Below are 22,795 nucleotides of genomic sequence, written 5' to 3'. Positions count from 1 at the left end.
AAGCACTTTCCCAAACGAAGGTGATGTGCCGGATGCTCTAGTTCGCAGGCAGGGTACGACGAATGCCCTCAGCAGTTTCATCCAAGTTCTGTCGGGCGGTGTCCACGGCATCCTTCAGACCACTAGCGAGTAGGGCCAATTCTTCAGCTGTCGGCACCGTCAGAACATCTGCGGAAGAACCTTCATGGCGTCCCACCCAGTCAAGGCCAACGACTTTGAAATGCCTTCCGATCTTTCCCTTGGAAGACTCCACCCAGCCAAGGGGAACGGCGCCTTCCGTGGCCGCGACGATAAGCCCGTGAAGTCTGTCACCCACGACGATGGCCGATTGGGCATACAGTCCGCGGACTGCGGCCTCTTGTTCGGCGTGATCTTCATGGTCCCAAGCCAGCAATCCCGCACCGAGTTTGTCCGCCAGCTCCGTAGCCCGTGAATCGTCTCTCTTCACCTGCACAACAAGGGTGGGTTCGAGTTGGAGAGTCTCAGCGAGGTTCTTAATCCAATTTATCCACTCAGTTGTGGGTGCTTGACGGTCACCACGAAGAACCACCGCCATTTGGGATCGGGATCCGTGGTCCTGCCATTTCGAGGTTGGGTCACCCAGAGCGAAGGCCCAGTCTGGTGACGTGCCTCGGTTTATCACTATCGCCTCGGACCCTGGCTCCCGCCAGCGCACGAACACGCATGCTCGTGCGGCAGCCTTGTAGGCAAGAACGAGACCGGGCTTGGTTGAGGGCACACCAGCGCCAACCCAGATACCGCCCCCGCCACGAAGCCGGCAAATCATTGCCAGCAATGCAAGCGCGGATAGCCTGGCAGCTCCCTTGCGGGAGACCGGAACCTCTCCTGCATTCAGAGCAACAAACGTGGGACGCTTTAGCGCGCTCTTGAGGGCGTCGCCGTACCATTCCTTGAATGATCTAATTTGGCGGTCATCTGGCTTGAGGCCCAAACCGGACGAGAAGCCTTTGGAAGCTGGCCCTGACCAGACATGAAGTGATCCAAGCTGGCGCAACGCATCCAGATACGCGCGTCGGAGGAGTGAATCGCCAATGTTGTCGTCCTGGCCCGTCGCCCATACAAAAACTTCTGGGGTGGTCGTTAGGCTTTGACCAGTTCGTTCGGTTGGCAGTGAACGAGCCGCAGCGCTGCCTTGGTTTAGTTCCGTTTCCATGGACGTCCCTTCAATTTTTTCAATGCCGCTGCAGGGTTCTTGAGTATCCAAGCAAAGATTGTGCGCGCTGCATCGATACGTCGGCCCGAAGACCAATGAGCCCTTGCCACGCGAACGAGAGCGGCCATTTCCCGATCGTTCTGTGTCATTTCTTCGATTTCAAGACCAAGGTGTGACGCGTAGTGCCGTCGAATATCCTCTTTGGCCTCGATGGCATCGATAGCGGAAACAACAGATTTACCACCCGCGAGACTGTAACGGCATGTGGGGTCGCTGCGTACATCAATGCCCCCCACCATGGAAAGCCGGATGAGCATCTCGTAGTCTTCGGCGAACCGTGGCTTCAAAGCCGCTGGCTGGATGTTCTGTGACGCCTCATAAGAGGAGCGCCGAACAACTGCCGCGCAGGGAGGCCACGGCCCGTGCCCCACCTTTAGCAGCGACTCTGTAGTCACTGGACTGAATCGAATGGGAAATGGACGTTCCTCACCCTGAGTGGTCAAGCCCACCACTGTGCCGGCTGCAACAGCGAGCTGGGAGTCACCTGTCATCACTTCCAGGGAACGCTTCACGCCGTCAGGTATGAGTTGATCATCGGCATCCAGAAACACGATGTACTCTGCCGTGACAGAGCGGGCGCCTTTAGTCCGAGCCTGCGCAGCGCCTGCATTCTCTTGCCGAATGCAGACTGCGCCGGCCTTTTCCGCCACGACATCGGTGCCATCGTCCGACCCATCGTCAACAACAATTACTTCGGTAGCGCCGCTGGCGAACGCCGATGAGACTGCAGACTCAATCGTCGCTTTGGCGCGAAACGCGGGGATTACGACGGCGAGCGTACCGGACCCCACTTCTGCGGTGGTGCCACTTGTCTGTTCTCCGGACATGTCCACCCTTAGAGTTTCGCGAGTTCTTGGATATCGCCGATCAGTTGCGTGCGTGCAGCAGCTGCTCCTGAACGGGAGTCCCGGAGCCTACGGTCATAGTCCAGCCGCCGCTCAGGATCGGCCAGTAAGCCTTGTATCAATGCCTGGACTTTATCGACATCAAATGAATTGACATTGAAGACGTGGTCAGAGAGGCCAAGATCATCAAATGCGCCAAATCCCTTGCGTTCGTAAGCGAGGTGAACCACCCAGTGGCCTGCATTGATCGCCATCAGCGCTGCATGGAGCCTGACAGCGACAACCACGCGGCGCTGGCCGGTTGAGCCCAGGAGTTCTTCTTTGGAGAGTGTTCGATCCGGACCCAACGAAGCCATAGCGGATGTGTCATCGTTGCCTGCACCACGGCTCTGGACGTAACCATCGAAGCTGCCGATTCTTGCCGCCAAAGCTTTTACCGGATCACTAATACTGCCCCGGACAGACCTGACGCTAAGAACCGGCTTGGAAGCAACCGCGACGTCCTGTCGAGTTACGTAGGTGCCGGTCATCGTAGCAAGGTCCTGGATCCTTACAGCGTTGGCAAGTTTTAGTTCGTGGATACTCCGATCGTCGCGGAGATATACCTTATTCATTCGACTCAGGAAGTGCTTTGCTAGCGGCAGTGAACCAAAACGGAGTGGCCCTATGCTTTGGGGAAGATAAGCCACCGGGACTTTGGCTCGGCTGGCCTTTACCAACTGGTACCCATGTGCTGCAATCATCTTCAGCGCCTCCACGGGATGACCGGCGCGAATGTAGCCACCTCCGACGCCGACTACCAGATCAAAGGTTGAGAGTGAATTGAGGGCCTTTCGCAGTTCTGGTGAGAAGCCCTTTAGCTTCGGCGAAGCATCCAGAATATTGATGCCGGGGAGGTTGAACGTGTTGGGGTGCAGCGCGGCTATCGTAATATCGCATTCCGAGAATGCTTCCCGCAGCAGCTCGATGGTCTCTTCGACCAGGAGGCCGTCTCCAGCGTTTGTTGCGCTGTAAGCATGGAGCACAAGAATTCTCAACGTTGCACCAATCGGTTATAGGTTTCGAGGTGACTGTCGATGCTTTGCGACCAAGTGAATCGCGATGCCCATGATCGGCCTTCTGCACGGACGCCGCTCTGCCAAACGTCATCTGACAGGGCTTCGACCAAGCTAGCTGACATGCCTTCCGCATCCAAGGACGACAGCTCCCACGCGGGGCCTGCCACTTCAGCCAAAGAACCTCTTCGGGAGGTGGCCACCGGAGCTCCAGCCGCCATGGCTTCGAGAACGGGGAATCCGAAGCCTTCATAGAGACTTGGGAACACAAAGAGAGAGCATCTCTGCATAAGGGCGATACGGTCTTGATCGCTCACAAATCCGACGTAATTGACGGCCGATGAGGACTTGATGACTTCCATCGCTGCATCGAAGTTCCAGGCGGGTCGTCCCGCTATAACCAGTTGTATCCCGAGGGCGCGCATTTCAGGGGTTTCAAAGGCGCGCACTAGCTCGACGATGTTTTTTCTGGGTTCGATATTGCCAAGGTAGAGCGCAAAGTGCTTTGGTATCTTCGCTTCCGTCTCTGGGGAGAGGGCGGCCGGGGAGCTGAAAGCCTCGCTGTCGATCCCATGGTGAATGACCTTGATGGATTCGCGATCAATAGAGAACACGTCGGCAATGTCATCAGCGGAAGATTCGGAGACGGTGATGACTTCGTCCGTGCAGTCGATGGCCTTCTTGACGCGATAGCGCCACTGCGCTTCCTGCCGTGAGTTCCTCGCGACGGTCGTCCATCGACTGGCAACACCATGCACGGTTACAACTGATGGAACCGTAGTTCGGACAAGCGGACCCGTATCCGCGGAGTAGTGCAGGACCGAGGACCGTCGGGGAAGTACGCCCCAGGCGCTTTCCAGCATCATGGTTACAAGGGCGTGCGGTCCGCTCGGAATTGTACCGGTGGCAATGCCGCGCTCAGTCAGGCTGGTTTTGAGCTGCCGAGCATAGGTCGTATTTCCGCCAACGTGACGGTTAACTATTCTGTCTGGGAACAGAATTTTCATGGTTCCCCCGTGTTTGAGTCTAGGTTCAAGAGAAGGCCGTAAGAGTGCGTTTGCGGCCTAGGTGAGCTGCCAAGTGGGTGGGCCCAGTGCTGATCCGATGTGGGGCCGTCAGACCTCAGCGTGGGCCATATATTCGTACAGAGTCAGCTTCGCTGAGAGAGTTCGTAGGCGTCAGTTGGTTGTTCGCCCTTCCGACGCCTTTCGTTCGAAACCGGCATGCGACGGACGCCATTCTCCGCGCTGGCGGCGGCGATTTCGTCGTGGGAGTAGTAGCTGTAGGCGTAAGCGTCCGGACCCTTCACGGGGAGCCGATTCAGGACAACACCGAGGAGCTTCGCGCCAACCATTTCAAGGGCATTCAAAGACTTGGCCAAGTCCGTTCGTTGCACCTTCTGTGCACCGATGACGAGCAGGACGCCGCCGACATGCTGCGAAAGAACCGCTGCATCCGTGACCGGCAATAGTGGCGGAGCATCAATGATGACCGTGTCAAAGGCTTCTTCCAAGCGGAGGAGGAGGTCGCTCATTCCCTTGGACCCGAGCAATTCGCTGGGGTTTGGCGGGATTTGCCCGGAAGTGAGCACATACATCTTGTCTTCGCCCCAGGGTTGGATCAGATCGCCCACGTCAGTCTGGCCCAGAAGGGCTGTGGTGAGGCCGGCGTTGCGGTCTAGTCCCAAGTATTCACCGACCATGGGGCGACGGAGATCCCCATCAATGAGGCAGACTGACTGACCCGCTTGCGCTAGTGCGATGGCGAGGTTGATCGAGGTCGTTGTTTTGCCCTCGCCGGGGAGCGAAGACGTGATGAGGACGGTCCTGGCCGTGCCACCAACATTTGCAAACTGCAGATTGGTTCGAAGCTGCCGGAATGACTCGGCGCGTGGGCTCTGATGCTTCGCCTGCGTCAACAGGGGCTTCTTCGTGGCGTCCTGGTCGAACGTGATGCCGCCGAGGAGAGGTACATCGGTGATGTCGCGGAGGTCCGCTTCACCACGCACTCGGTCGTCGAGCTTGGTTCGAAGAAGTGCGCCACCGACGCCTAGTATGGCGCCGCCAAGCAGCCCAACAATGAGATTGAGACGAGTGTTGGGAGCAGATGGCGAGGTGGGAGCCTGAGCCGGAGTGATAATCGACAAACCAATGGGTGAGGCACCACCCGTCTTGGGCTTTTCCAACGTCTCGATGGCCTTTATGAGGCTGTTCGAGATGGCTTCGGCGATTGCGGCCGCCTGAACGGGCGAGGTATCGGAAACGGAGATGGAGATAAGCACGGTGTTGAGTTCCGTCTCAGCTTCGACCTTCTTAGCCAGCTCGTCTGTAGTCAGATCTAGTCCGAGTGCGTCGATGGCCGGCTGAAGAACCACAGGAGTTCGTATTGTCTTTACGTACGACTGGACCCGGGCCTGGCTAAAGGTATTACCCTGTTGCAATTCCTGAACCGAGCCGGAGCTTTGTAGAGCCACGAATAGCTGCGTGTGTGCCTTATATGTGGGCTGCACCAAGATTGAAGCCGCTGCCCCGATTAGCAAGCCAGCCATTGTCGCGGCAACGACCAATACCCAGTTTCTCCTCAGGATGCGGAGATAGTCGTGAAGATCCAAGCCGGTTCCCCCTGTAGATGCCTGGAGTCTGCCGGGGGCATGTACCAGGACGGCATTATTCCTATGGTTAGTCACATCATACCGTCAGATCCACGACCGGCTTATCCCGGGTGAACGTCATGGAGCGACATATGACAGGCTGGTTGCGTTGATGTCACAGAGCATGCTTACAGCCGTCTTTTGGGGGAAGCAGTGTCGCATCTTTACCCTGCCACCAGGGCTTTTTTGCCCCGGGGTTACTAACCCTTTGCCCCAAAGATGCGGCATCCTGTGTACATCAAACCATCGACAAAACAGTTAGTTGATGGATTGTCATTTTTCCCATTTCGGATGTCACAACGCTCGTCTCAAATCAGTCTGTGATGCATCTTGCCGTTGACTTCCGCCGCCATACTTGGCCACATGCGCGCTTTGCAAGCAGCTCTCTAGGGGCCAGAGGCGGATTCAGTAGGCCCGCTCCATCCCGAACTCCTCCACCCGACGCCCCACACCCAGCAGCTCAGCAATCGCCGCGATCGTTCGCTCTGACGCCAACCCGTCCCCATAGGGGTTCACGGCATTCGCCATGGCCTCAAAATGTGAAGCATCGTGAAGCAGCCGGCTGACCTCGGCCACAATGCGCTCCTCGTCCGTGCCGATCAGGGCCACGGTGCCGGCTTCCACGGCTTCGGGGCGTTCGGTGTTGTCCCGCATCACCAGCACGGGTTTGCCCAGGCTGGGTGCTTCTTCCTGGACTCCACCGGAGTCGGTGAGGACGATGTGGGCCAGGGAGAGCATGCGGGTGAACTCGCCATAGGCCAGGGGCTCGGTAACCACCACGTTTCGCCTTGCCCTCCAAAGATGGAAGCACGGCTTCGCGGACCACGGGGTTCTTGTGGGCGGGAAGGACGATGACCAGATCCGGCTCCGCGTCCGCGATGCGGGCGAGGGCCCGGCCGACTCCGCGCATGGCGTCGCCCTGGTTCTCCCGGCGGTGCGTCGTCACCAAAAGCACACGGCTGCCACTCGCGGCAAGGGATTCCAGCTGGGGATCGGAGAACGGAACCTGCTTATCCACAGTAGTGAGCAGAGCGTCTATTACCGAGTTGCCCGTCACCACGATGTTCTCCGCGGCCACGCCCTCAGCGAGGAGGTTCGCCCGGCTGGTACTGGTGGGCGCCAAGTGCAGGGATGCGATCTGGCTGGTGATCTTACGGTTCGCCTCTTCCGGGAACGGCGAAAGCAGGTTGCCGCTGCGGAGGCCGGCTTCAACATGGATGACGGGAATGCCGTGATAGAAAGCGGCGACAGCGCCGGCAGTGGACGTAGTGGTGTCGCCCTGGACGATCACCGCGTCCGGCTTGGAAAGAGCGAACAACTTATCGAGCCCGCTCATGGTGCGGGTCATGATGTCCGTGAGTGACTGCCCGGGCTGGAGAATGTTGAGGTCGTGATCCGGAGAAATGCCGAACAACTCGTTGACCTGATCCAGCATTTCCCGGTGCTGCCCGGTGAAGGTAACCACGCACTCAAAGAGGTCCGACTCCATCAACGCCCGCACAATGGGAGCCATCTTGATGGCTTCCGGGCGAGTCCCAAAAATAGGCATGATGGTGTGCACGATTTCCCCCAAATGACCGGCCCCGGAGGGCGCTCGAAACTAGTGCAATCCTAGCCGTTCAGAACACCAAGGAAGTGAGCAGATCAGCCACAGGACACCCGCCAGAACGCTGGCCGCCAGCGTCCAGGCGAGCTTTCGTTTGAACGTCACCGGGTGTCTACGTCCTCGAACACCAGGAAGGTTTGGGTGTCCAGGATTCCGTCCATGGATTGGAGCTGATCGAAGATGACGCGGCGGAGGTGGATGTTGTCTGTGGCGCGGACGAGGAGGATGACGTCGAAGTCGCCGCCCACCAAAGCGATGTGATGGATCTCCGGGATGGCCCGCAGCTGTTCCTTCAACTCACGCCACGAGTGCTGCTGAACCTTCAACGTCACGTACGCCGAGGAACGCAGGCCCGCCTTAATGGGATCCACCAGTGCCGTGAACTTGGTCAGCACGCCCTCACCCGTGAGCCGGGCGATCCGGGAGTAGGCATGGGCGCGGCTGATGTGGACGTTCTCCGCCACCTGTGTGATGGACATGCGCCCATCGGTGGTCAGCTCGCGGATGATGTCCCGGTCCACACTGTCCAGCGGTACGGCGGTCTGCTCCGCCTCGGCCTCGCTCACTGGCTCTCCAATTCGTCTACAGCACGGGCACGTTACCCAGCTCACAATTGCAATTCGTCTTTCAGACTACCCAGTTTAGGCAATGGCTTCCATGATTTGGCCGAAAGCTGGATACGAAACAAGCCCGGGGAACATACTGGAAGCACATAGTGGCTAAAGAAGGACGGACCAATGACGATCCACGCAGATCACTCTGCGCCGGAAACGGCGGTAGAGGACCAAGCTGCTGACGTTCGGACAAAATTCGGCATCAGCGTTGAGGACTACATGCTCCCCGCCCGGCACCAGATCCAAATGGTGAACCCGGACGGCACCCTCCGCTCCCATGACGAGCAAGGCACCGAACCCGGCCACGAATACCCCACACCCAGCGATGCTGAACTTATGGCCGCGTACGAGCAGCTCGTCGTCGGACGCCGCGTCAATGATCAGAACTCTGCGCTGGTCCGGCAGGGCCGCATGGCCGTCTACCCCTCAAGCCACGGCCAGGAAGCTTGCCAGGTTGCAGCCGCCATGTGCCTGAGCGAAGGCGACTGGCTGTTCCCCACCTACCGTGACGCCGTCGCCGTCATGACCCGCGGGGTGGATCCCGTTGAGGTGATGACCATCTTCCGTGGCGACTGGCACGGCGGGTACGACCCCAGCGCGCACAACGTCGGCATCCAATGCACCCCGCTGACCACCCAGCTGCTCCACGCCGTCGGCGTCGCTCACGCTGCCAAGCTCCGCGGCGAAAACACCGTAGTGATGGCCATGTGCGGCGACGGCGCCACCAGCGAAGGCGACTTCCACGAGGCACTGAACTTCGCCGCCGTCTTCCACCTGCCCGTCATCTTCTTCGTGCAGAACAACAAGTACGCCATCTCCGTGCCGCTCAGCCACCAGTCCGTGGCTCCGTCGCTGGCCCACAAGGCTGTTGGCTACGGCATGGCCGGTGAGCGCGTTGACGGCAACGACCTCGTGGCACTGCTCGCCGTGATGGACCGGGCCGTGAAGCTGGCCCGCGAAGGCTCCGGCCCGCTCCTGATCGAAGCCCACACCTACCGAATGCAGGCCCACACCAACGCCGACGACGCCACCCGCTACCGCCCGGACAGCGAAGTTGCCGAATGGCAGGCCAAGGATCCGCTGGCACGCATGAAGTCCTACCTGACGGACAAGGGACTCTTGGACGCCGCCGCTTCGGAGCGTATCGCCTCGCATGCTGAAGCCGTGGCCACCCAGCTGCGTGAAGGCCTGGGCGAGGACGTTCCCGTCCAGCCGCTGGACCTCTTCAAGTACGTCTTCGATAAGCAAACGCCGCAGCTGAAAGAACAGTCAGAGCTGCTGGCCAGCGAACTCGCCCGCGCTGAAAGCGCCGAAAATACCGGAACGGAGAGCGCAAAATGACCGTCACAACCACCGTTAACGGCAACGTCAGCGCAGCCACCGCCAGCGCCGCCGCTTCCGCCGCGGCCACCGCCGAAGCCACCGGCCCGCAGAGCCTCACCATGGCCAAAGCGCTGAACACCGCCATGGCCGACGCCATGCGGGCAGACTCCTCAGTCCTGGTCTTCGGCGAAGACGTCGGAATGCTGGGCGGCGTTTTCCGCATCACCGACGGCCTCATGGCCGAATTCGGCGAACAACGCTGCTTCGACACCCCGTTGGCAGAATCCGGCATCGTCGGCATGGCCGTAGGTATGGCAATCAACGGCATGCGCCCCGTGATCGAAATGCAGTTCGATGCCTTTGCCTACCCGGCCTTTGAGCAGATCGTCAGCCACGTAGCCAAAATGCACAACCGCACCAAGGGCAAACTCAAAATGCCCATGGTCATCCGTGTTCCCTACGCCGGCGGCATCGGGGGAGTGGAGCACCACTGCGACTCCTCCGAGTCCTACTACGCCCACACCGCCGGCCTGAAGGTCTACACCCCAGCCACCGTGGCCGACGGCTACCGCATGCTCCGCGAAGCAATCGACTCCGACGACCCCGTCATGTTCATGGAACCCAAGAAGCTCTACTGGTCCAAGGACCAGGTTGACCTGGGTGCCTTGCGAGCAGAGCACGACGCCGGAACCTCCACCGAGGGCCGCGCAGCTGTTGCCCGTCCCGGCACAGACGCAACACTCATCGCCTACGGCCCCTCCGTTCCCACCGCGCTCGCCGCTGCAGCTGCCGCCGCCAAAGAGGGCCGCTCACTCGAAGTCATCGATGTCCGAACCCTCGTCCCCTTCGACGACGAAACCGTCTGCGCGTCCGTACGCAAGACGGGACGCGCCGTCGTGATCGCCGAAGCCCACGGATTCGCCTCCGTGTCCTCCGAGATCGTTGCCCGCGTCCAGGAACGCGTGTTCCACTACCTAGCCGCTCCGGTACTCCGCGTCACCGGCTTCGATGTCCCGTTCCCGTCTCCCAAGCTGGAGCACTACTACCTGCCAAGCGTCGACCGTATCCTCGACGCCGTCGACGACCTTCAATGGGAGGACTGACCATGAGCTCAGATATGCAGGTCTTCAAACTGCCCGATCTTGGGGAGGGCCTCACCGAGGCCGAACTGGTGAACTGGCTCGTTGCCGTGGGCGACGAGATTGTGGTTGACCAGCCCATCGCCGAGGTCGAGACCGCCAAGTCCATGGTTGAGGTGCCCTCGCCTTACGCCGGCACCGTGGCCGAGCTGCACGGTGAAGCGGGTCAAACGCTCGACGTCGGCAAGCCGCTGATCTCGATCGCTCGCGCTGGTTCTTCTGCGGCTTCGCCCGCTGCCGCGGCTCCTGTTCCGGCTGGTTCTGTTGATCCTGCGCCGGTGTCCTCAGGTCTTGACGCTTCGCCGGCCGCGGAAGCTGCCGCCGAGACGTACCGGACCGAGGAGAAGGCCGGATCTGGCAACGTGCTCATTGGGTACGGAACGCCCGGAGGAGTGACCGGTGGGCGGACCCGACCGCGGAAGGCGAGTGTTTCTGTTGCTTCTTCAGCTGTTGAGCCTTCAGTTGAGCCTGCTGCTGTGCCCTTGATGGAGCCTTCCGTGGCCGGGACGCGGATCCCTGGCAAGCTCAGTGCTGTGATCTCGCCGCTCGTCCGGAAAATGGCGCGCGATAACGGGGTTTCCCTCGACGCCATTGAGGGCTCTGGTTCCAGTGGGCTGATCATGCGGCGGGATGTGGAGGCGGCTATCACTGCGCCTTCTGTGCCTGTTGCTGCTCCTGCTCCGGTGGCCGCCCCTGTTGCCGCTCCTGCTATTGCTTCTATTGATGCGGGTGCCGTGGACAGCCGGACTGGTTTGTCAGTCTCGGCTCGGACGCCTGTCCGTGGGGTCCGCAAGGCCGTGGCCGCCAACATGACCCGCAGCCGCTCGGAGATCCCCGAAGCCACCGTGTGGGTGGACGTGGACGCGACCGCCCTGTTGGAGATGCGTGCCGAACTTAAGAAGCGCGCGCCGCACGACACCCCTGGCTTGTTGGCTTTCATCGCCCGTTTTGTCACGGCTGGGTTAAAAAAGTATCCGGCCTTGAACACGCGCTTTGAAACCGCTTCGGATGGCTCGCAGGAGATCGTTGGGTTCGACGGGATCAACCTCGGCTTCGCCGCGCAGACCGACCGCGGGCTCGTGGTTCCTTCTGTCCGGAACGCTCACGAGCTGAGTGCCCGCGAACTGGACGCAGAGATCCGCCGACTCACCGCCGTCGCGCGTGACGGAAAGGCAACCCCCACGGAACTGGGCTCCGGCACCTTCACGCTGAACAACTACGGTGTGTTCGGTGTAGACGGCTCGGCCGCGATCATCAACTATCCCGAGGTCGCGATGCTGGGCGTGGGCCGCATCATCGACAAGCCCTGGGTGGTCAACGGTGAGCTGGCCGTCCGCAAGGTCACCGAACTGACCCTCGCCTTCGACCACCGCGTGTGCGACGGCGAAACCGCGGCAGGCTTCCTCCGGTACGTGGCCGACGCAATCGAGAACCCGGGCGGCGCGCTCGCGGACATGTAACCCTCTCTCACATCCGATCCCCAATTCGGGATCCCTCTCTCACATCCCGAGGGTTTGAGCCGAACGCTCTATCAGTTCCCGGGGGTTTGAGCCGGACGCTCTATCAGTTCCGGGGGTTTGAGCCGAACGTTCTCTCACATCCCTGCGCGTATAGGACCACTGGCGGGCCGCCCATTCCGGGTAGCCCGCCAGTAGGGCCGAATCGGCTCCCAAAGCACCCCAGAGTCATCACAACCAGCAAGGTCTTGACGCGGCACTTGCATTTTGCAAGTATGGGCCGCATGAGCCTCTTTATCACATGCCCGGTCGAAGACGTCGAGCGCGCGACAGCTTTCTATAACGCCCTCGGCTGGACCCTCAACACTGAGATGTCCGATCACAACGTGTCATGCTTCGCGATCGCCCCCGAGCAGTACGTCATGCTCGGTAGCCGTGAGATGTACGCGAGTGTCGGTGGCGTCGAGGAGTTGGTGGGTGGACCCGAAACCCCCTCGAAGGTCACAGTTTCATTCGATCTCGACAGCCGAGAGGCGGTGGACGAACTCATCGAACGCGCCAGTGCCGCTGGTGGCCGGATAGGTGACACCGATGACTACCCCTTCATGTACCAGCGCCAATTCGATGACCCTGACGGCTACCACTACTCACCGTTTTGGATGAAGCCGGACGCCCAGCCGACCGCGTGAGCAACCTTGCCGCGGCCCTCGACATCGTCGGACCACGGTGGGCATTGCTTATCGTGGAGCGGCTGCTCGACGGGCCACAGCGTTACGGCGATCTGCACCGCGACCTCGGGGTACCGACCAACATCCTCGCGACCCGACTGCGCGAGCTCGAAGCCGCCGGTGTACTGTCCCGATTGCCGCTCCGGCATAACACCCGGGCCTACGCGCTGACCGATAAAGGGCTCGCCTTGCGCGAGGCGATCGTCGCGCTGGAACGCTGGGGCGGATGCTGTGCTTGAATGCGTCTATAAGAAGCGAGCGTGGGATTGAACCCACCACACTCATGTGGAGGAAGCAGGAAGTTATGGGGAAACTTTCGGACGGCCATCTTTGGGCCCTGGTTCACGCTGAGCGCGAAGCGCTGATGGAGGACTTGATGGGCCTTAGTGTGGAACAGTGGCGTCACAAGACCCTGTGCGGGCAGTGGGATGTGGAGAAAGTAGTCGCACATCTCACGGCAGCGGCGAGCCTTAACCAGTGGCAGTGGCTGCGCAGCATGCTCGGTGCGCGTTTCCGCCCCGACGTGCATAACCAGCGCAGGCTTGAGGAGCACCGTGGTAGCACCCCGGCTAAGACTTTGGACCGGTTTCGCTTCGTCATTCACAGCAGTATCGCACCGTCCTCCGATATACCGGCGTATCTGGGGGAGGTAGTGGTGCATGCCCAGGACATCCGTCGGCCCCTGGGACTTCCACGCACTCCGAGCATTGACGCTTTGACGCCCGTCGCGGAGTTCTACGCCCGCCGGGACTTTGCGGTCGCCAGCCGCACGCACGCCGCCGACCTGCGGCTGGAGGCGAGTGACGGTCCCTTCTCTTCAGGTACAGGACCGCTGGTTACTGGTACGACCCTCGCCCTGGTGATGGCGATGGCCGGACGTCATCCCTACCTTGAGGACCTCAAGGGTCCCGGCGTTCCTACTCTTCGCTCACGCCTGGACATCTCGGCCGCGAGATCCGCCTAGTTCCCCAGCCGCCCGTTCAGTTACTGGGCCCGAACACCATCGAGTCGAAAACGGCGCGTGCCTCTCTCATCAGCTCCGGATCGAGCGATTCGTGGAATTGCACCACCCAGCTCACAGCGCGCTTGCCGTTCACGTCCACCACCCGGTAGGTTTCGCGCTCAGCGGCGCTCGAGTACCAGCGTGTGCATTCGTTTGAGAATCCAGAGTGGATGCAGAACTTGTCGCGATCGCAGCCTGTGATGTCCACGCCGCCCTTGACGAAATGGTCGAACTCGAAGCCGGAGTAATCACCCACTTTGACCTTGACGGGAGGGGTGCTCGCCGTTGACGTCTGCGCCGTCAATGCGTCGACGAAGCTCTTAACCGACGGATCGACCTTGACGAGCGCGCCCTCCCAGGCGCATGCGTCGGTCGGTACATAGTCGGAGGGCCACCAACCCACGAAAACGCCCCATTCATCCGGGTGATTAGGGTCGTCTTTGGCCACAGCATCGCCCTCGTCAGTCGACCAGCCGGCTGGGACTGTGATCTCGAAAGGCGCCGAGAAGCCCTTGACGAGGACCCGGTAGGTTCCGGCGTCGAGGTTGCCACTCTCCGGCAGCAGTGGGACTGTTTGGGGGGCGCCACCTTCAGTCTGTGCCGGGGCCGTGCGGGCCTCCGTCGTCGAAGAACTTGGGGACGGGAGGGAGGCGTCGTCGGGCTTGGAGTCACACCCTCCGAGGCATCCAATGAGTGCGATAACCAGCAAAGGTAAGAGATAGCGCCGTCTTTGAGTAGCCAGATCCAGGGGTGTCATGGGGCTCACCGATCCACCAAGCCGCTTTGGGGTACTGCGAGGCCCCGCAGCTCAGTGGCCTCGCGGGCGGCCCCAGATGGGATGCCCTCGGCTCAAGTCTCCTCCGGCACACAACCCATGACAATAAGGGTTGTTAGGAGATCAGTTACGACGCAGGCAACCCCATGAAAATGACAGGAGCCCACTGAAATCAGTGGTGTGGCTACTACCAACCGCAGGTCCCGGCCCCGGCTGGATGGTCCTACTGATTCTCATGGGTGCCATCCAGTGCGTCGTCGCCCAATGAATGGATCATGCTTCGCAACGCCTTGAATGCGGCCTTTTGTTCGTCGTGCGTCATGCCAGCTAGCATCCTGTTTTCCACCTCGCGGACCGCAGCGCTCGCCGTCGAAAGGCTGCTCCGACCCAGCGGAGTCAGCTGCGCAGGAAGGACTTTTCCTACTCGGGCCTCCGCAGGGCGGGTCACGTAGCCGTCGCGTTCCAAGGCTTGGAGCAGTACATTCATGGATTGTCGGGTGACGAACGCGCCGCGGGCCAGCTCGGAGTTAGATAAGCCCGGGCGCTGCGCCAGGAGTTCCAAGCAAGAGTAATGGGTAATGGTCATGCCAAGTGGCCGCAGCGCTGCTTCCATGGAGGCGCGAAGGGCACTCGACGCTTCCTTCAGTAGATATCCCAGTGACGTGGTGAGGTCGATCCCGGGTTGACTCATGTCAGTATTCTGACATAGATTCCTCGTGTCAGATAACTGACAAAAAATCATAGGAGCATCACATGCCCGTCACCGGCCCCGACTTCATCTCACTCCAAGCGCGCGACCTCGACGCGTCTCAAGCGTTCTACGAGCAGTACCTCGGCCTTGTCCGCTCGCAAGCAGGGCCGCCCCACGCCGTCGTGTTCGACACGAAGCCGATCACCTTCGCACTCCGCACCATCGCTCCGGGGACGGACCTGACGTCCGTTGATCAGCCGGGCGTCGGCGCCGCAATCTGGCTGCACGCCACGGATGTCCAGGCTATCCATGACTCGCTCCTGGCCGACGGCCACACCATCGTCGCCGCACCCATGGACGGTCCCTTCGGACGCACATTCACGTTCGCCGATCCCGACGGCTACCACGTGACGCTTCACGACCGCGCCTGAAACCCAAAGGTTCCCCACCGGCGTCGAGTAGCCTTGCACGCAACCGTCCAGCAACCGAAGGAAGTGGCGCAAATGCAGCAATACGTGGTTCTCCAGGTGATCCTGAAAGAAAAAATGTGGGGCGCCGGTTCGGGCAACCTGCCTTCCCTGGAAAAGGCCATCAACGATCAAGCCGCTAAGGGTTACAGGCTCCACACCATCACCACCGCCAGCAGCGGAAGCAAGGGCATGATCGGCGGCGGCGATCGCATACAGGCGACCATGGTGTTTGAGCGCGTCGGCTAGGGCTCCATGCATGCCGGATCAGAAGGCCGGAACTTCCTGCGGAACGTAAGAGTCTGCAGTTGTGCCGTTTCCTAGTTGTCCCAGACCGTTCTCTCCCCAAGACCAGAGTCTTCCGTCGCCGGTTAGGGCATAGGACGTGTAGAGGCCTCCAGTGACAAACTGGACACCGTTTAGCTGCTGCACGCGAACCGGTGCGGTTGCGTTGTTTCGGGTGCCATCTCCCAGCTCCCCTGAATAGTTGTACCCCCAGGCCCAAAACTCATCTGCACCGTTGGAAGCGAAGGCGCTATTAGTGTTAGCCCCTATGCTTTCCATGCCACTTAGCCCGGGGATCTGAACGGGAACATCGCTATATCCCTGGTATGTTCCGTTTGCCAACAGGCCAAGCCCGTTGTGACCCCAAGCCCAGACGGTTCCATCGTTGCGAAGGGCAAGGGCGCCATAGCTGGTGCCCACAATGTCCCGCACTCCGTCCAAGCCCGAAACCCTGACCGGTACCAAGGAGTTGGCGGTTGTTCCGTTGCCTAGCTGGCCCTCCCCGTTGTAACCCCAAGCCCACACTGTACCGTCGCTTTTTAGGGCGTAACCCGAATTTCCGCCGCCCGAGATTTTGGTGACATCCGTGAGACCTTGCACCTGAAGGGGTGTACTTCCTGTCCCCAGAGTGTGGCCTTGCCCTTGCTGGCCTTTGGTGTTGTTACCCCATGCCCAAACAGTGCCGTCGGAGTGCAACGCGTAGGCTGTGTTCCCGTTAGTGGCGATACTCCTGACGCTGTTCAATCCCTGGACCTCCAGTGGAACCGATGAATATTGCCCACCACTTGAGTTGCCAAGCTGGCCGTAATAGTTGCTCCCCCAGGCCCACACGGATCCGTCGCTCTTGAGGGCGTAGGTGTTGTATCCGTATGCTGCGACACCTTTGACCTTCCGAAGTCCCAAAACCTGAGCGGGCACGTAGGTGGCATACGCATCGGAGCCTGTCCCCAAATTTCCGGAGGCATTGAAACCCCATGCCCACAGTGTCCCGTCAGCTTTCAGAGCGAAGGCGCTCTCAATCCCCGCCGCCATGCCGATGACGCCGGTTTGTACTGGGTCGGACGGTTTGACTACCGGGGTGTTTTGGCAGGGGTTTGCGGTGAAGAGGGGCCAGGTGTTGGTTGCGGTGGCTTTCCATTCGCCGAGGTCGAAGCCGAGTATTTTGATGCCTGCCAGGACGCCGAGTCGGCCTTCGACGCCGAGTTCCAGGGGGCAGGTCCAGGTGAGGTCTTGTCCGCTGGCGGCGGTCACGGTGATGGTGGTGGTCGCGTAGGGGCCGATGCCGAAGGTGATCCCGGCGATGCCGTAAAGCTTGATGGTGGCATCGAAGTCCAGGGATGCTCGTGCGGTCAGGGATGCTGAGGCTTTGTATTCGTTTTCGATTCCTGCGGTGGTGGGTTTGTCGTTGACCAGGTTGAACGAGCCGTTGTTGTATTTGAAGCCGTGGTTGCTGGTGACGGTCTGGGATGAGGAGAACACCACCTCGGCGTTTCCGTCCAGGGAGAAGTTCGCGTTCATGGTCGCGTTGCTGGTCACTACTACCGGGACCGGGCCGGCCATGAATGTAAACGCGGAGTTCAGTTCGCCCAGTTTGGCGGTGACCTGGCCTTTCAACGATCCCTCGGCCGTGAGGGAGTGTTCGGCTTTGATGGAGGGGGTGATGACCACGGAGACTTCCTTCAGGCTCAGGAAGGCGGTCTCCAGTGTCATTTTCGCTGTGGCTTTGGCCGTGACGGAGGACTTCAGGGTCACTGACCCGTCACCGGTCAAGGGCGCGTCGGGTTTGCCGAACTCGCCCTTGACGGTCCTGCTCAGGACCATGGATTTGTTGAACACCTCCGCAGCTGCCGCCGCGTAGGGCCGGGCCATATCCGGTGTGGTTCTGGTTGAGGTGGAGGCCGTGTCGGGTTCAACCACGACGTCGGGCGCGGGGATGAACTCGGAACTCACCGGGGTGCCGGTCACTTCGAGCAAACCTCCCGTGGAGACCACGGCCTCGGGCACGGTGGCGGGTTTGGTCTTCACCAGGGTGGTTCCGCCCGGGTCCCTCACTACCTGGACCACCCGGACCAGGAGCCCGTCCGGGGTGCCGGTAGTAGCACCGGAGACCAGTACGTCATTGGGTTTGATGTCCGTGGCCTGATCCGAAGGCAACGCAATGGTGTTGGTGGACACCTGGGCGGTTTGGAGTTGGGCGGGTTCCAGGACTTCAACATCCGGGGCCACCGTGACCGTCCCCGCTGCAGGGTTTCCCGGGTCGGCCGGGGTTTTCTGGCCCGCGTACCGGTAGAGGAACGCGGCCATCGCATCACGGGCGATCCCGTCAAAGGGCCGGTACTGACGCGCCCCGTTACCAGCATCCCAGCCCGTGGAAATCCCGGCCCCGGCCAACCAGGTGATCTCCGTGTAGAACCCGCCACCGGCGGGAACATCCGTAAAAGGAGACACCGGTGGGGCCGTGAACGCTGGTTTGTCAGCGTACCGGTAAAGGAACGCGGCCATCGCATCACGGGCTATCGGAGACAACGGACGATACTCACGCACCCCGGAACCAACATCCCAGCCCGTGGAAATGCCCTCCGAAGCAAGCCAGGTGATTTCCTTATAAAACGCAGCCTCTACCGGAACATCCGTGAACGGCGACACCGTGGGCGGTGTGAACGCCGGAGACCCGGCATGGCGGTACAAGAATGCGGCCATCGCGTTCCGGGCAATGGACTCCAACGGCCGGTACTGCCGCACCCCGCCGGTGTCCCAGCCCGTGGAAATACCCGACGCGGCCAACCACGAAATCTCCGTCGCGAACTGCGACTCCGCCGGCACATCCGAGAACGACACCACGTTCTCCACCACCGGATCCGCAGCCACCGCCGACGGCACCACCAACAACCCCGGCACCACCACCACAACAACAGCAACCAACCACGCCACACCACGACGAAACACCGCAACCCCCACACACCGGCGACACCCAGAAAACACTCAGACAGCTAACTAGATGACATAACTGACGGTTGAAGCAACAGAAATAGCATCATGACGCTGACTTTTCGCTTGTCTTCCCGGCAAACCCGCAAGAGCCAACCCGCCCTGACAAACCCGGTACGCTGGAAGCTGTTTTTTGCGTCCAACCACCGGAGTGTCGTGCGAGTTGTAGTTCTTGGGGATATTGGTCAGCCCGTTTATCACGTGGGTGACGAAGCCATGACCCATGCCGTGGTGGACGAACTGCGCGCCAGGGGAGTGACGGACATTGTGCTGTTGTCGCGGGACCCGGAGCAGAGCACCAGGATTTTTGGCACCGAGTCAGTGAAGACCTTGGAGTTCCCGTGGCCTCCTCACCGGCGTGAGAGGTACCTGCGCGAGATCAAGGCCATCCTGGAAGGGGACATGTCTGCCCTTCCCGCCGAGGACCAGGTTCATGCACTCATTGAGACCATGAAGGGTTGCGATGGCGTAGTAATCGCCGGTGGCGGGAACATGACTTCCCCCTACGGCTGGCTGCTCTACGAAAGGGCAGCGGTGGGCGCCATCGCCAACGCCTTGGGCAAGCCGCTGGTCATTTCCGGGCAAACTCTTGGGCCTGTTCTGACGGGCCCTGACTATGACACGGTTGTGGAACTCTTCCGCTCAGCAACGCTCACCAGTGTCCGCGAACAAACCTCGTGGGAACTGATGCGGAACGCCGACGTGCCGGCCGGGTTGACGCTCGACGACGCGAGCTTCTTTGAGGTGGACCACGCCCTTCCGGCCGCCCTCGAACTGGATCAGGTGACATACAAGCCCCAACCGGGCCGACCTTTCCTGGTAGCCACTTTTGCGCCCGGCACCGGCGCCATGGACAAGGATGCCTTCAATCAGCGGATCGCTGAGGTGCTGGACAGAATCGCCGACGCCGGCAAGCTGGATGTTGTGATGATCGCCCACATGTCGCACCCGGGCCAAGCTGACATCGACATTGAAACCCACCAGGACATCCGGCGCAGGATGAACACGGAGAACGTGATGGTCTGCGGTCAGCTGTCAGCGGAGGAGTCTGCGTCGTTGACGATGCAGGCCGAGATAGTGGTGGCGAGCCGGTACCACCCGATCGTCTTCGCACTGTCCGCAGGCGTTCCTTGCCTGGGTATCGCCGTGGACTACTACGGTGAGGTGCGGATCGGTGGGGCACTTGCAAACTGGGGTCTCGGCCACACCATGCGTTCCCTCCGCCACTTGGCCACTCCGGAATTCGATGCTTTCGTAGACCAGTTCCTGGCCAGCAACAATGACATCCGTTCATATCTGAAGCAACTGAGCCCCGCCCAAGGCGAGTTCCAACGCGAGTGGTGGGACGCCGTCGTCGAGACCCTGCAGGGGGCCCGACCAGAGGCGCCGGTTCTTGTCAGCCCGGAACCGGCCCTTCCGGAACTCGCCTCCGGTGAGCACCCGTCCGTGGCTAAGCTGACGGCCAACAACGAGCTGCACATCGGCCACCAGTCGGTGGAGCTCTATGGCCTGACCCACATTCTGGAAGACACCCGTGGAAGCCTCGGCGCAGTGGAAGCGGACCGGGACCGGCTGCGGGACGACCTGAATCACCTCACCGGAACGCTTGCCGCCAGGGAGTCTGAACGCGACCATCTTCAGACTGAACGCGACCAGCTCCAGGATGAGCTTCAGGTGCTGAAGTCTTCCCTGCTGGTGCGGGCCGGCCGAAAGCTCAGGCTGCTCCGACGCTGAGGAACGTTCGCCAGCCTTCCAGCATCCGCTCGGGTTCCGTGGGTAGAGTAGAGGCCTGAACATCGCCGGATTGCAGTGGATACGGAGCACGAATTGTCAGCTTGGCTAGAACTTGGACCGGACAACTACGTCTTGGAAACCGAGGGATCGTTACTCAACACCGGGCTTGTGGTGGGCTCTGAACTCGCCATGGTCATCGACACCGGCTGCGGCCCGCGCCAAGGCCGGGAGATCCTCGCTGCAGTTCGCGAAAAGACCCAGCTTCCGCTGGTTGTGGTGAACACCCACGCGCACTACGACCACTTCTTCGGTAACGCAGTATTTGCCGACGACGGCGTCACGGAGTTTTGGGCGCACGCCAACTGTGCGGCCGCTATAGAACGCAACGCCGACAACCAGCGACGCTTCGTAGCCACCAACGAACCCGAGATGGCTGCGGGGGAGGGCGACGCCGTCGACATCGTGGTCCCCAACGCCCTGGTCCATGACCAGCCTGTCCTCGTTGACCTTGGCGGTATCACCGCCACGCTGTTCTACCTGGGCCGGGCACACACTGACGGTGACCTCCTTGTTGGCACCAACTCCACCCTGTACGTAGGTGACCTGGTGGAACAGGGCGCGCATCCCTCGTTTGAGGACTCGTACCCGGAGGAATGGGCGGATGCCCTGCGGCACATCTCTGCCCTGCGCCACCGCTACGAGTTCCTTGTCCCGGGCCACGGCAAACCCGCCAGCGATGAGTTCGTGAAAACCATGGCTGACACCATGGGAACTGCAGTCCGGCAGGCAACCCAGTCCATTCGCGATATGCCCTCCGATGCCACCAAAGCCATTCCTGTGCTGCCGTACGGCCCGGAGCAATCACGCTGGTTCATTAAGAGGCTTCAGGAAACCAACGCCCACGGACGTTCTTCAGCGGGCACTCCGGACTTCGGGCCGGAAAAGACGGGTTTTTATCCTTCGTAAAACAAGCTTCCTTACAAATTTGTCATTTTCTTTACTCCCAACCATGGACTAACCGCTTAATGCCGTCCTAGGATGAAGGCGACCATTGGTTCGCGACTACCTGGGGGTGTCGAGATGACGGGTTCACGCGTGTTTCCGCGTGCTACCAGCATTCTCCGCTCCGTCATGGTCGCTGGCGCTGGCACCGCAATCTGGATGGCACTTTCCGCTTCGGCCGCAAGTGCAGATACGGGAACCTCTGACAAAACCCTTCTTGGATCTGTCACGTCCTCAACATCGGTGAGCATCCCGGTGCCGAACGTACCTCTACCGAACGTGGTCAAGGGACTGGTACCCACCAACCAGATCAACGTCCACGTGCCTGCCGTGACGCCCCTCGTGGAACACGTCGGCGGCACGGTTGATCATGTGGTTTCAGCCGTCCCGGTGGTCAATAACGTGGTCCCGTCAGGCACTGCAGGAACTGTGGTGAACACGGTGGTGGCTCCTGTCACTAACACCGTAGACCACACCGTGAACGTAGTTGTTCCGCCGGTGAACCAGGTTTTGGAACCTGCCCGGCTGGAACCTGTCACTGAGATAGTGTCCCCGGTTGTGGACCCGATTGTCGGCGTTGTGGACGGTGTTGTAGGCACCGTGCTGCCGCCCGTCGAAGCCGTAGTTCCGCCAGTAGTCGCTCCGCCTGTTCCGCCTGTGGCAGTTCCGCCGGTGGTGGCGCCTCCCGTCACGGCACCCGAGACTCCCGCTGTGCCGGGAACCGACGCTTCTGTTGCTCCCGCTGCGGCGGAAGCCGGCACTTTGGCGACTACCGGCGTCGTACATTCCACGGGCACAACTCTTCTTGAGACCGGCAAACTGGACCCGCGCGTCACTCGACCAGGAGTGAACGCCAGCGCTTCAGGGCTGCTGAATCCCGCACGAAACTTCGGTCCCACCGGGATCACGGCGGTGCTCGGCGGTGCCTCCTCAGCCGACGATCCCGCCGCGCCTGCGGACCTGACTCCCGACCGCGCAGCAGTCCCCGGCAGCCTCACGGGAGCCGGCTCCGGGAACTCCCAAAACGGTCCACCCAGCCCCGCAGCAGCATTCCTGCAGGGCGCCCTGATCATCCCCGTCGACGCTCTTCCCGGCCTGGCAACGGCCGGCACCGAACAACATCCAACGCCGGTGTGCTTCGACCCCGGCTCCTCTCCTGACTAGTTCCTCCACCAGCCGCACAGCTCTTCGCGGCAGAC

General features: G+C 60.9%; 20 protein-coding genes and 1 pseudogene. 11 read left to right on the top strand and 10 right to left on the bottom strand.

Features of this window, described 5'->3' with window-relative positions:
- Positions 1-37: 37 nt before the first annotated feature.
- The 7 genes and pseudogenes from ACZ5J0_RS14880 to ACZ5J0_RS14850 all read right to left on the bottom strand — a co-directional run bounded on the left by ACZ5J0_RS14880 (position 38) and on the right by ACZ5J0_RS14850 (position 7,956).
- On the bottom strand, positions 38-1,174 hold the full coding sequence (locus ACZ5J0_RS14880) for a polysaccharide pyruvyl transferase family protein (protein ID WP_464093390.1): 1,137 nt from the start codon (positions 1,172-1,174) through the stop codon (positions 38-40).
- Positions 1,159-2,061: a glycosyltransferase family 2 protein gene (locus ACZ5J0_RS14875; RefSeq protein ID WP_464093389.1), complete on the bottom strand. Its 903-nt coding sequence runs from the start codon at positions 2,059-2,061 to the stop codon at positions 1,159-1,161. The genes ACZ5J0_RS14880 and ACZ5J0_RS14875 overlap by 16 nt, the downstream gene beginning before the upstream one ends.
- 8 nt (positions 2,062-2,069) lie before the next feature.
- A complete protein-coding gene (locus tag ACZ5J0_RS14870) occupies positions 2,070-3,116 on the bottom strand; it encodes a polysaccharide pyruvyl transferase family protein (protein ID WP_464093388.1) in 1,047 nt (348 codons plus the stop codon).
- Positions 3,113-4,141 carry a glycosyltransferase family 4 protein gene (locus ACZ5J0_RS14865; RefSeq protein WP_464093387.1) on the bottom strand — a complete coding sequence of 343 codons (1,029 nt, stop codon included), beginning with the start codon at positions 4,139-4,141 and terminating at the stop codon, positions 3,113-3,115. The genes ACZ5J0_RS14870 and ACZ5J0_RS14865 overlap by 4 nt, the downstream gene beginning before the upstream one ends.
- Positions 4,142-4,284: 143 nt before the next feature.
- Positions 4,285-5,700: a tyrosine-protein kinase domain-containing protein gene (locus ACZ5J0_RS14860; protein ID WP_464094734.1), complete on the bottom strand. Its 1,416-nt coding sequence runs from the start codon at positions 5,698-5,700 to the stop codon at positions 4,285-4,287.
- A gap of 489 nt (positions 5,701-6,189) precedes the next feature.
- Positions 6,190-7,333: pseudogene (gene wecB, locus ACZ5J0_RS14855) on the bottom strand (non-hydrolyzing UDP-N-acetylglucosamine 2-epimerase).
- Between the two features lie 158 nt (positions 7,334-7,491).
- Complete coding sequence (locus ACZ5J0_RS14850) at positions 7,492-7,956, bottom strand: Lrp/AsnC family transcriptional regulator (protein ID WP_043806261.1); 465 nt, start codon at positions 7,954-7,956, stop codon at positions 7,492-7,494.
- A gap of 171 nt (positions 7,957-8,127) precedes the next feature.
- On the opposite strand from ACZ5J0_RS14850, the gene pdhA reads away from it, so the two are divergent.
- The 6 genes from pdhA (at position 8,128) to ACZ5J0_RS14820 (ending at position 13,615) form a co-directional block, all read left to right on the top strand.
- Positions 8,128-9,345, top strand: coding sequence for a pyruvate dehydrogenase (acetyl-transferring) E1 component subunit alpha (gene pdhA / locus ACZ5J0_RS14845; RefSeq protein WP_166841700.1), 1,218 nt, complete (start codon positions 8,128-8,130; stop codon positions 9,343-9,345).
- A complete protein-coding gene (locus ACZ5J0_RS14840) occupies positions 9,342-10,430 on the top strand; it encodes an alpha-ketoacid dehydrogenase subunit beta (RefSeq protein ID WP_464093386.1) in 1,089 nt (362 codons plus the stop codon). Before pdhA ends, ACZ5J0_RS14840 begins: the two co-directional genes overlap by 4 nt.
- A gap of 2 nt (positions 10,431-10,432) precedes the next feature.
- A complete protein-coding gene (locus tag ACZ5J0_RS14835) occupies positions 10,433-11,926 on the top strand; it encodes a dihydrolipoamide acetyltransferase family protein (protein ID WP_464093385.1) in 1,494 nt (497 codons plus the stop codon).
- A 281-nt stretch (positions 11,927-12,207) separates the two neighbouring features.
- Positions 12,208-12,612 carry a VOC family protein gene (locus tag ACZ5J0_RS14830; RefSeq protein ID WP_464093384.1) on the top strand — a complete coding sequence of 135 codons (405 nt, stop codon included), beginning with the start codon at positions 12,208-12,210 and terminating at the stop codon, positions 12,610-12,612.
- Positions 12,609-12,890 carry a winged helix-turn-helix transcriptional regulator gene (locus ACZ5J0_RS14825; protein ID WP_464093383.1) on the top strand — a complete coding sequence of 94 codons (282 nt, stop codon included), beginning with the start codon at positions 12,609-12,611 and terminating at the stop codon, positions 12,888-12,890. The genes ACZ5J0_RS14830 and ACZ5J0_RS14825 overlap by 4 nt, the downstream gene beginning before the upstream one ends.
- A gap of 65 nt (positions 12,891-12,955) precedes the next feature.
- Complete coding sequence (locus ACZ5J0_RS14820) at positions 12,956-13,615, top strand: maleylpyruvate isomerase family mycothiol-dependent enzyme (protein ID WP_464093382.1); 660 nt, start codon at positions 12,956-12,958, stop codon at positions 13,613-13,615.
- Positions 13,616-13,631: 16 nt separating this feature from the next.
- Here ACZ5J0_RS14820 and ACZ5J0_RS14815 read toward each other — a convergent pair whose 3' ends face one another.
- On the bottom strand, positions 13,632-14,420 hold the full coding sequence (locus ACZ5J0_RS14815; RefSeq protein ID WP_464093381.1) for a hypothetical protein: 789 nt from the start codon (positions 14,418-14,420) through the stop codon (positions 13,632-13,634).
- Between the two features lie 232 nt (positions 14,421-14,652).
- Positions 14,653-15,120, bottom strand: coding sequence for a MarR family winged helix-turn-helix transcriptional regulator (locus ACZ5J0_RS14810; RefSeq protein WP_223940734.1), 468 nt, complete (start codon positions 15,118-15,120; stop codon positions 14,653-14,655).
- A 62-nt stretch (positions 15,121-15,182) separates the two neighbouring features.
- Here ACZ5J0_RS14810 and ACZ5J0_RS14805 point away from each other — a divergent pair, with 62 nt between their 5' ends.
- On the top strand, positions 15,183-15,551 hold the full coding sequence (locus ACZ5J0_RS14805; RefSeq protein WP_142938207.1) for a VOC family protein: 369 nt from the start codon (positions 15,183-15,185) through the stop codon (positions 15,549-15,551).
- A 72-nt stretch (positions 15,552-15,623) separates the two neighbouring features.
- Complete coding sequence (locus ACZ5J0_RS14800) at positions 15,624-15,836, top strand: DUF4177 domain-containing protein (protein ID WP_142938208.1); 213 nt, start codon at positions 15,624-15,626, stop codon at positions 15,834-15,836.
- An 18-nt stretch (positions 15,837-15,854) separates the two neighbouring features.
- Here the strand turns inward: ACZ5J0_RS14800 and ACZ5J0_RS14795 are convergent, their stop codons facing one another.
- Positions 15,855-18,818 carry an RCC1 domain-containing protein gene (locus ACZ5J0_RS14795; protein WP_464097197.1) on the bottom strand — a complete coding sequence of 988 codons (2,964 nt, stop codon included), beginning with the start codon at positions 18,816-18,818 and terminating at the stop codon, positions 15,855-15,857.
- A 90-nt stretch (positions 18,819-18,908) separates the two neighbouring features.
- Between ACZ5J0_RS14795 and ACZ5J0_RS14790 the strand changes: the two genes are divergently transcribed.
- The 3 genes from ACZ5J0_RS14790 to ACZ5J0_RS14780 all read left to right on the top strand — a co-directional run bounded on the left by ACZ5J0_RS14790 (position 18,909) and on the right by ACZ5J0_RS14780 (position 22,760).
- A complete protein-coding gene (locus ACZ5J0_RS14790; protein ID WP_464093380.1) occupies positions 18,909-20,594 on the top strand; it encodes a polysaccharide pyruvyl transferase family protein in 1,686 nt (561 codons plus the stop codon).
- Between the two features lie 93 nt (positions 20,595-20,687).
- Positions 20,688-21,560 (top strand): MBL fold metallo-hydrolase, encoded by an 873-nt coding sequence (locus ACZ5J0_RS14785; protein WP_464093379.1) that lies wholly within the window; start codon positions 20,688-20,690, stop codon positions 21,558-21,560.
- A gap of 114 nt (positions 21,561-21,674) precedes the next feature.
- Entirely contained in the window at positions 21,675-22,760 is a 1,086-nt protein-coding gene (locus ACZ5J0_RS14780; protein ID WP_464093378.1) for a hypothetical protein, read from the top strand.
- The last annotated feature ends 35 nt before the right edge of the window (positions 22,761-22,795 follow it).

It is taken from the genome of Arthrobacter sp. DualSoilB13, from assembly GCF_055389195.1.
This window is presented reverse-complemented; position numbering and strand designations above follow the sequence as displayed.